Raw genomic sequence first — 7,960 nt, 5'->3', positions numbered from 1 at the left:
CCTCCGAGGTCACCCGCGTCGCGCGCGAGGTCGGCACCGAGGGCAAGCTGGGCGGGCAGGCGCAGGTGCCCGGCGTCGGCGGCACGTGGAAGGACCTGACCGATAACGTGAACTCGATGGCCGCCAACCTGACGGGACAGGTGCGTGGCATCGCCGAGGTCGTGACCGCGGTGGCCAACGGCGACCTGAAGCGCAAGTTGACGTTGAACGCCAAGGGCGAGATCGCCTCGCTGGCCGACACCATCAACGGCATGATCGAGACCCTGGCCATCTTCGCCGACCAGGTCACCAACGTGGCCCGCGAGGTGGGCATCGAGGGCAAGCTGGGCGGTCAGGCGCGGGTGCCCGGGGCCGCCGGCCTGTGGCGCGACCTGACCGACAACGTCAACCAGCTGGCCGGCAACCTGACCACCCAGGTCCGCGCCATCGCCGAGGTGTCGACCGCGGTCACCAAGGGCGAGCTGACGCGCTCCATCACCGTTGAGGCCTCCGGCGAGGTCGCGGCGCTGAAGGACAACATCAACGAGATGATCCGCAATCTGAAGGATCAGACGCTGAAGAACACCGAGCAGGACTGGTTGAAGACCAACCTGGCCCGGTTCACCCGCATGCTGCAGGGCGAGCGCGACCTGGCCACGGTGTCCAACATGGTGCTGTCGGAACTGGCCCCGCTGATCAATGCCCAGCACGCCGTCTTCTATGTCGCCGACAAGGACGCCGAGGAAGAGCCGGTGCTGGTGCTGGCCGCCTCCTACGCCTCGACCGAGCGCGAGCAGTTGTCGCCGACCTTCCGCCTCGGTCAGAGCCTGATTGGTCAGTGCGCCAAGGAGAAGGAGCGCATCGTCCTGACCAATGTGCCCAAGGACTATGTCCAGATCGGCTCGGGGCTGGGCGGCGCGGCGCCGATGAACATCATCATCCTGCCGGCGCTGTTCGAGGGCGAGGTCAAGGCGGTGATCGAACTGGCCACCTTCGGCGAGTTCTCGGAGACCCACCAGTCGTTCCTCAGCCAGCTGATGGAGTCGGTCGGCATCGTGCTGAGCACCATCGCAGCCAACATGCGGACCGAGGGTCTGCTGAGCCAGTCGCAGCTGCTGACCGCCGAGCTTCAGGCGCAGCAGGAGGAGCTGAAGACCACCAACGACCGGCTGGAGCAGCAGGCCGCCTCACTGCGTCAGTCCGAGGAGTTGCTGCGGGCCAAACAGGAGGAGCTCCAGCAATCAAACGCGGAGCTCGAGGACAAGGCCCAGCTCCTGTCGGCCCAGAACAAGCAGGTCGAGGCCAAGAACATCGAGGTCGAACAGGCCCGCTTCGCCCTCGAGGAGAAGGCCGAGCAGCTGGCGCTGACCTCCAAATACAAGTCCGAGTTCCTCGCCAATATGAGCCACGAGCTGCGCACGCCCCTGAACAGCCTGCTCATCCTGTCGAAGATGCTCAGCGAGAACACCCAGGGCAATCTGACGATCAAACAGGTCGAGTTCGCAAAGAACATCCACGCCGCCGGCTCCGACCTGCTGGGTCTCATCAACGACATCCTGGACCTGTCGAAGATCGAGTCCGGGACCGTCACGCTGGATATCGGCGAGACCAGCTTCGCCTCCCTGCGCGACCAGATGGAGCGCACCTTCGCCCAGATCGCCCAGGACAAGCGGCTCGACTTCACGATCAACCTCGACGCCGACCTGCCGCAGTCCATCTACACCGACGACAAGCGCCTGCAGCAGGTCATCAAGAATCTGCTTTCAAACGCCTTCAAATTCACGGCGTCGGGCGGTGTTGAATTCAAGATGGCGCGGGCCGAAGCGGGCTGGAGCGCCGGCAACGAGCAACTGGCCGCGGCCAGTCAGGTCGTCGCCTTCTCGGTGCGGGACAGCGGCATCGGCATTCCCGAGGACAAGCAGCGGATCATCTTTGAAGCCTTCCAGCAGGCCGATGGGACCACGAGCCGAAAATATGGCGGAACGGGGCTGGGGCTCTCGATCAGCCGCGAGATCACGCGAACGCTCGGCGGCGAACTGCGGGTGGAGAGCGTACCGGACCAGGGCTCGACCTTTACCCTCTACCTCCCGCTCCAGTTCAGCGCCGCGGCGCCGACCGTCAGCGCCGGAGGCGAGTCCAAATCCGTCGTTGTCCGCACCCAGCCCATCGAGCACGAGGTCGAGGTCGCCGAGGCGGTCAGCGACGACCGCGACGATATCGGCCCGGGCGACCCGGTCATCCTGATCGTCGAGGACGATCCCCGGTTCGGCGGCATTCTGCTCGCCCTTATTCGGGATTGCGGCTTCAAGGGCGTCATAACCCGCGAAGGCGTGGCGGCCGCGTCGCTCGCGCGTCGCTACACGCCCCAGGCGATCATGCTGGATGTGGGCCTGCCGGACATGGACGGACTGGCCCTCCTGGATCTGTTGAAGCGGGCTCCGGAAACCAGACACATCCCGGTCCATGTGATCTCGGCAGATGACCAGGCCGGGCTCGGCCTCGCGATCGGCGCCTTCGCCTTCACGCCCAAGCCCGTTGAGCGGGAGGAGGTTGTTGCAACCCTCGCCCAGGTCCGGAGCTTCGTGGCCGCATCTAACCGACGGTTGATCTTTGTCGGCCCGGCGAGTGCGGCCACAAGCGCGCTCAAGACTGCATTCGGTTCGCTTACCCGGGTTGAGACCCTGAAGGGACTGGCCAAGGTCAAGGTCAAGCCTGCCGACAGCGTCATCTTCGATGCGGCCAGCGCCCCGGCCGAAGACATTGTTCGAGCGCTGACTGCGCTTGAACGCGCCGCCGTCGTCTATGCCGTCTCTACCCTGAGCGCGGCAGACGAGCGCAGGCTGCGACTTGCGGTGTTCTCCGGCGAGGCCCGGCTGGCCAGAACGCCGGAACAGTTGCTTGAACAGGCGACGCTCCTTCTGCACGAACCCGTCGACCGGCTGTCGGACACGGTCCGTGCGACTCTGGCCCAGACGCGCCGCCACGACGCGATTCTGACGGGTCGCACGACACTCGTGATCGATGACGACATCCGGAACATTTTCTCGATGGCCAGCGCCCTCGAGGAGTTCGGGGTCGGCCTGCATTATGCGGAGAGTGGAAGGGCGGGGCTGGATCTGCTGGCACAGCACCCGGAGATCGACATCGTGCTCGTCGATATCATGATGCCGGACATGGACGGCTACGAGACCATCCGCGAAATCCGCTCCATGGCCCGCTACGCGAACCTGCCGATCATCGCCGTAACGGCCAAGGCCATGAAGGGCGACCGGTTGAAATGCATCGAGGCCGGGGCGTCGGACTATGTCTCCAAGCCCGTGGACATCGACTATCTGATCTCCGTAATGCGGGTGTCTATCCAGCGGACCGAGGCCCACCGGATCATGGCCGCCGAGACGGCTGCCGTCTGATGGCCACCCCCCGAACGCGAAAGGCCCCGGATCCGCTCAAGGCCCGAGTGCTGGTCGTTGATGATGACGAACGCAACGCCTTCGCCGCGAGGGAGGCGCTCGAGATCCTGGGCCATGAGATTGTGGTCGCCCGCTCAGGCGAGGAGGCGTTGCGTCTGCTGTTGAAGCAGGAGTTCGCGGTCATTCTGCTCGACCTGCATATGCCCGGGATGGACGGCTATGAGACCGCTCGCCTGATCCGCGAGCACCCCCGCACGCGCGACACGCCGATCGTGTTCGTGACCGCCGTCTTCCGCGACGAAACCCACATCTTCCAGGCCTATCAGGCCGGCGCCGTCGATCTGGTGTTCAAGCCCGTCGATCCCTTCATCCTGCGCGCGAAGGTCAGCGTCCTGGCCGACCTGCATCTCAAGACGAGCCAGATCAAGCGGCACGCCGAGGAACAGCAACGTCTGATGCGCGAGAACGCCTCGATCACGGAGGCGCGCCTCGCCGCAGAACTGGCGCTGCGAAAGGCGCGCGAGCGCCAGGACTCCATCCTGCGCTCCCTGCCGGTTGTCTTCACGTCGCGGATGAGCCTGCATCCGTTCGGCGCGCTCTTCGTCAGCGACAGCATCACCCCCCTGACCGGCTTCGCCCCCGGCCGGTTTATCGAAGAGCCCGGGATGGGCCTTGGACGCATCCACCCCGACGACGTGGGGGGCGTCGTTGACTGCCTCATGCAGGCGTCGAAGTCGGGCGCCTATGCCTGCGAATACCGTTGGCAGTGCGCCGACGGCGAGTATCGGAGATTTCTGGATCAGGGCGTCTGGGTGCCCGGCGAGGACGGGACGGACGGGGAGATCGTCGGCACGCTTCTCGACATCACCGAGCGGCGTCAACTTGAGGAGCAACTGGCTCAGGCGAGGAAGATGGAAGCCGTCGGCCAACTGACGGGCGGCGTCGCGCACGATTTCAACAACCTGCTCACCGTGGTGCTTGGCAACGCCGACATTCTGCTCCGAAGGATCGAGGAGCCCAAGGCGAACCGTCAGCTTGCGGCGATAAGGTCCGCTGCGGACCGCGGTCAGACGCTCACCCGTCAGCTGCTGGCCTTTTCCCGTCGGCAGCAGCTGAACCCCGAGCCTGTCGGGCTCAACCGACTGGTTCGTGATTTCGCGCCGCTGATGAAGCAGGCGGTTGGCGAGGGGGTGATTCTCGACCTGCAATACTCCGGCACCGAGGTGTTTGTGTCCGTCGACCCCGGTCATCTGGAAAACGCGCTTCTCAACCTCGCCGTGAACGCCAGGGACGCCATGGTCAACGATGGGCGATTGACGATCCGCATCGAGGAACGGTCGGAACCTTCCTGTGAGGGCGTGATCGTGGTGGCTGACACCGGTCCGGGCATGACCCCGGAAGTCCTGCAGAGGGTGTTCGAGCCCTTCTACACGACGAAGGAGGTCGGGCGGGGCTCCGGCCTGGGCCTGTCCCAGGTCTACGGCTTCGTCAGCCAGTCGGGCGGACGCATCGAGGTTCAAAGCCAGCCGGGAGAGGGCGCCGCCTTCACCCTGACGCTGCCGCTCACCGACCTGCGGCCTGCTCCGGTGATTGACATGGAGCCGGCGGCGCCGATCCCCACGGGGTCGGAACGCGTGCTGATCGTCGAGGATGATCCCGCAGTCCTCAGCGTCTGCCTCGATATGCTCAACGGGCTCGGCTATCGATGCGAAGTGGCGATCGACGCAGCCGGAGCCTTGGCCCGACTGCAGGCGGACCCGTCTTTCGACGTCCTGTTCTCGGATGTCGTCATGCCCGGAGGCGTCAACGGGATCGAGTTGGCGCGTCAGGCCCAGCGGTTGAACTCCTCTTTGCGGATCCTGCTGACCTCTGGCTACCTGGGCGAATCCGGTCTTGAAGAGGTGCATGACTTCGAGGTCATCGGGAAGCCTTACCGGAACTCGGAGCTGGCGGAACGGCTCCGGGCCGTGATCGCGCAGACGCCTGATCGGAGGGCGTCAGCCCAGGCATAGGTGCAGTGGCCGCCGTCGCAGCAGGCGGCGCGGAAGTTTGCGGCGGATAGCCGCGACATTCCTGGCCCTTGCAGGACCCGGGTCAGACCAGAGAACGGTTGCGGGGTGCGTGGCGGTGGGCGCGGTCCAGCGACAACTCGTCTCCGGAGTTATTCAGTAGGTGGCTGCATGCCGGCCGCTGCCACCGCCACTTGAGGAGGGCAAAGCCATCCAACGCGTGGCTCCCGGAGCCTGGCCTCACTTGCGCCACCGCCGCTGCACCAAGTCCCCCTGCGGACCCCGCGCGTTGCGCGGACCGGCAATTTCCGGGACGTTGCGGTCCAACTTTCCCGTGGAGCGTTCATGATGATCGGGTCGACCGGACTTCAGGACGATATCTGCGCCGCCATCGGCTGTCCCGCTGAGGTCGGGGCGGCCCTCGCGGCGCATGCGGTCGGGCGCCAGTACCCGGCCCGGGCGGTGATCCTGCGCTACGGCGACCGCCTCGGCCACGCCTGGCTGGTCGTCGCGGGCCGGGCACAGGCCCTCGTCTATGGCCTCGACGGACAGATGGTGCTGGTCCACGAATACCGCACGGGAGATTTCTTCGGCACCGTGGCTGCGACCGACGCCTGGCCGGTTGACGCCGATGTCGTGGCCGCCGACCCGACCCGGGCCGCCTGCGTCCCGGCCGCCGATTTCGTGATGCTGGTCGACCGGCACCGGTCGCTGGGTCTGTTGCTGGTCCGCTCCCTGCTTGAGCAGTTGCGCGCCGCAAGCGCCCGGATGGTCGACCGGACGACGCTGTCGGCGCCCGGTCGGGTCTATGCCGAACTCCTGCGTCTGGCCCGTCTCGGCGACGGAGCCGTCATCCGTCCCGCCCCCGTACACGCGGCCTTGGCCGTCCGGGTACAGAGCACACGGGAGACCGTCTCCCGCTCCGTCAGCGCCCTCGAACGACGCGGCATCGTGCGGCGCGAGAACGACGCCCTCGTCATCGTCGCGCCCGGGCGTCTGGAGGAACTGGTCGTCTAGCGGCCCGCGGGCGCTAGGGCGTACAGGTTGATCGTCCGGCCGCCTATCGACAGCTCCCCGACATAGGCGGCGTCGCCAGCGGAGAGATGCGTCCAGCCGTGCAGGGCGGCGGCGAAATCCTCGCTCACGTGAACGGCCCCCGGCGGGGTCGAGGCCAGCAAGTCCATCGCAAGTCGCGTGGCGCGGCCGACAAGCGCGGGCGGCCCGCCGAAAGGGCTCTCGACCCGCCGCGCGACCCCGTAGTGGCCGGCGATGCGGGGCGCGTCCGGTCCCAGGGCGTCGCCGATCCGGTTGGCTGCTTCGGACGCTTCCCCTGGGTCGGCAAACGCCAGGTGTAGGACGTCCCCCGCGACCACCGGGTGGGTCAGCGGCCGGGCCGCGTCGGCCAGCGCGGCCGCGATCCAGCCGAACGCCTCGGTGGTTGCTGAATCTTCGGCGTGCCCGGCGTCATCGAATCCGACGGCCAGCATGGCCGCCAGCACGCCGTCGCCCGGTCCCTCGCCGAGCGGCTTTCCGCCCACCGTCCCGGCAGCGTGCCGGGGTAGATCCAGCTGAACCTGCCGGCGGCCGCTCCGTCGCCAGTGCGTGCCGATCAGGCTGGTGGCGTTGGTCGCCGCCCCGGAGTCGGCCAACAGCAACTGGACGGCCTCGCTGGCCAGTGAGGCGGCCTTCATCACGGCCCTGCCCATGGCCACCTCGGCGGCAAGGCGGATATGGAGCATGGTGGTCGCCGCCAGCCCGGGCTCCGTCACGTGAACGGAGGCTGCCTGACCCAGAACCGCGTCGAACCGCGTCGGCCAGTCGCCGCCCAGCGGCGCGGCGGACTCGGCCCGGAACACGGCAGGGGGCGCGGGCAGCACCAGATGGAGCTCGGCGTTCCGGGCCAGCACGGCTTCGGCGACGATCAGGTCGGCCCCGCCGGCCAGCGCGCCGCAGGCGAAGCCGATTCGCTCCTCGCCGAGCAGGGCGTCGATGCGCGCGCGTACCTCCGCGCTGTCGACGACGCCCAAATGCCCCGCGAAATGCAGGCTGCGAGGCGGCTGCAGAGCTTCAAGCCAGGCCGTGTCCTCGCCCAGCGTCTTGAGGATCAGACTGAACTGGCGAAGTGTCGATGCGTGGTCTTCCCATGCCTCGGGTGCCAGCCGGCAGGCGGACTCAAGCGCCGCCCGCGCCTCGCCTGTCCGGCCCCGCAGCAGCAGCGCCTCGGCCCGGGTCGCGCCGAGATAGTAGAGGGTCTCGGGCCCGGTATCGCCGGCATCCAGCTTGTCCAGCACCCGTTTTGCCCGCTCGTCTGCCATCGGCCGGTCGCCGGCCAGCAAGGCGAGGGTCGCGGCGTTGATAAGATGGTAGGTCGCGCCGCTCAGGTCCGCGGCCCGGGCGTAGGCGTCGCCCGCCTCGCGCCAAAGCCGGCCGCGTTCCGCCGCCGGCGCCCGCCGCGCCTCGTCCTTGAGCAGCCGTCCGCGCACGCTCAGGGTCGCGGGGTCGTCGGTCACCGAACCGAGACCGGCTTCGTCGAACAGCCGTCTCGCCCGGTCCAGAGCTCCG

The 7,960-nt window shown here is 67.4% G+C and carries 4 protein-coding genes; 3 read left to right on the top strand and 1 reads right to left on the bottom strand.

Annotation, left to right across the window (positions count from 1 at the left end; all coding sequences use genetic code 11):
• From RDU12_RS09585 to RDU12_RS09575, 3 genes are all read left to right on the top strand, one after another.
• The coding region (locus RDU12_RS09585; protein ID WP_308684514.1) for a response regulator at positions 1–3,389 on the top strand (3,389 nt) is incomplete at its 5' end.
• Positions 3,389–5,401, top strand: coding sequence for a response regulator (locus RDU12_RS09580; protein WP_308684513.1), 2,013 nt, complete (start codon positions 3,389–3,391; stop codon positions 5,399–5,401). The genes RDU12_RS09585 and RDU12_RS09580, both read left to right, overlap by 1 nt.
• Positions 5,402–5,746: 345 nt before the next feature.
• Positions 5,747–6,415 carry a Crp/Fnr family transcriptional regulator gene (locus tag RDU12_RS09575; protein ID WP_300289667.1) on the top strand — a complete coding sequence of 223 codons (669 nt, stop codon included), beginning with the start codon at positions 5,747–5,749 and terminating at the stop codon, positions 6,413–6,415.
• Here RDU12_RS09575 and RDU12_RS09570 read toward each other — a convergent pair.
• Positions 6,412–7,960: tetratricopeptide repeat-containing protein (locus RDU12_RS09570; RefSeq protein WP_308684512.1), on the bottom strand; the 1,549-nt coding region annotated here is incomplete at its 5' end. The genes RDU12_RS09575 and RDU12_RS09570 overlap by 4 nt on opposite strands.

It is taken from the genome of Brevundimonas sp. (assembly GCF_031082345.1).
Taxonomy (GTDB): domain Bacteria; phylum Pseudomonadota; class Alphaproteobacteria; order Caulobacterales; family Caulobacteraceae; genus Brevundimonas.
This window is presented reverse-complemented; position numbering and strand designations above follow the sequence as displayed.

Coding starts and splice junctions, on each gene's coding strand:
- RDU12_RS09580 (WP_308684513.1), top strand. CDS start 3,389: ATGGCCACCCCCCGAACGCGAAAGGCCCCGGATCCGCTCAAGGCCCGA.
- RDU12_RS09575 (WP_300289667.1), top strand. CDS start 5,747: ATGATCGGGTCGACCGGACTTCAGGACGATATCTGCGCCGCCATCGGC.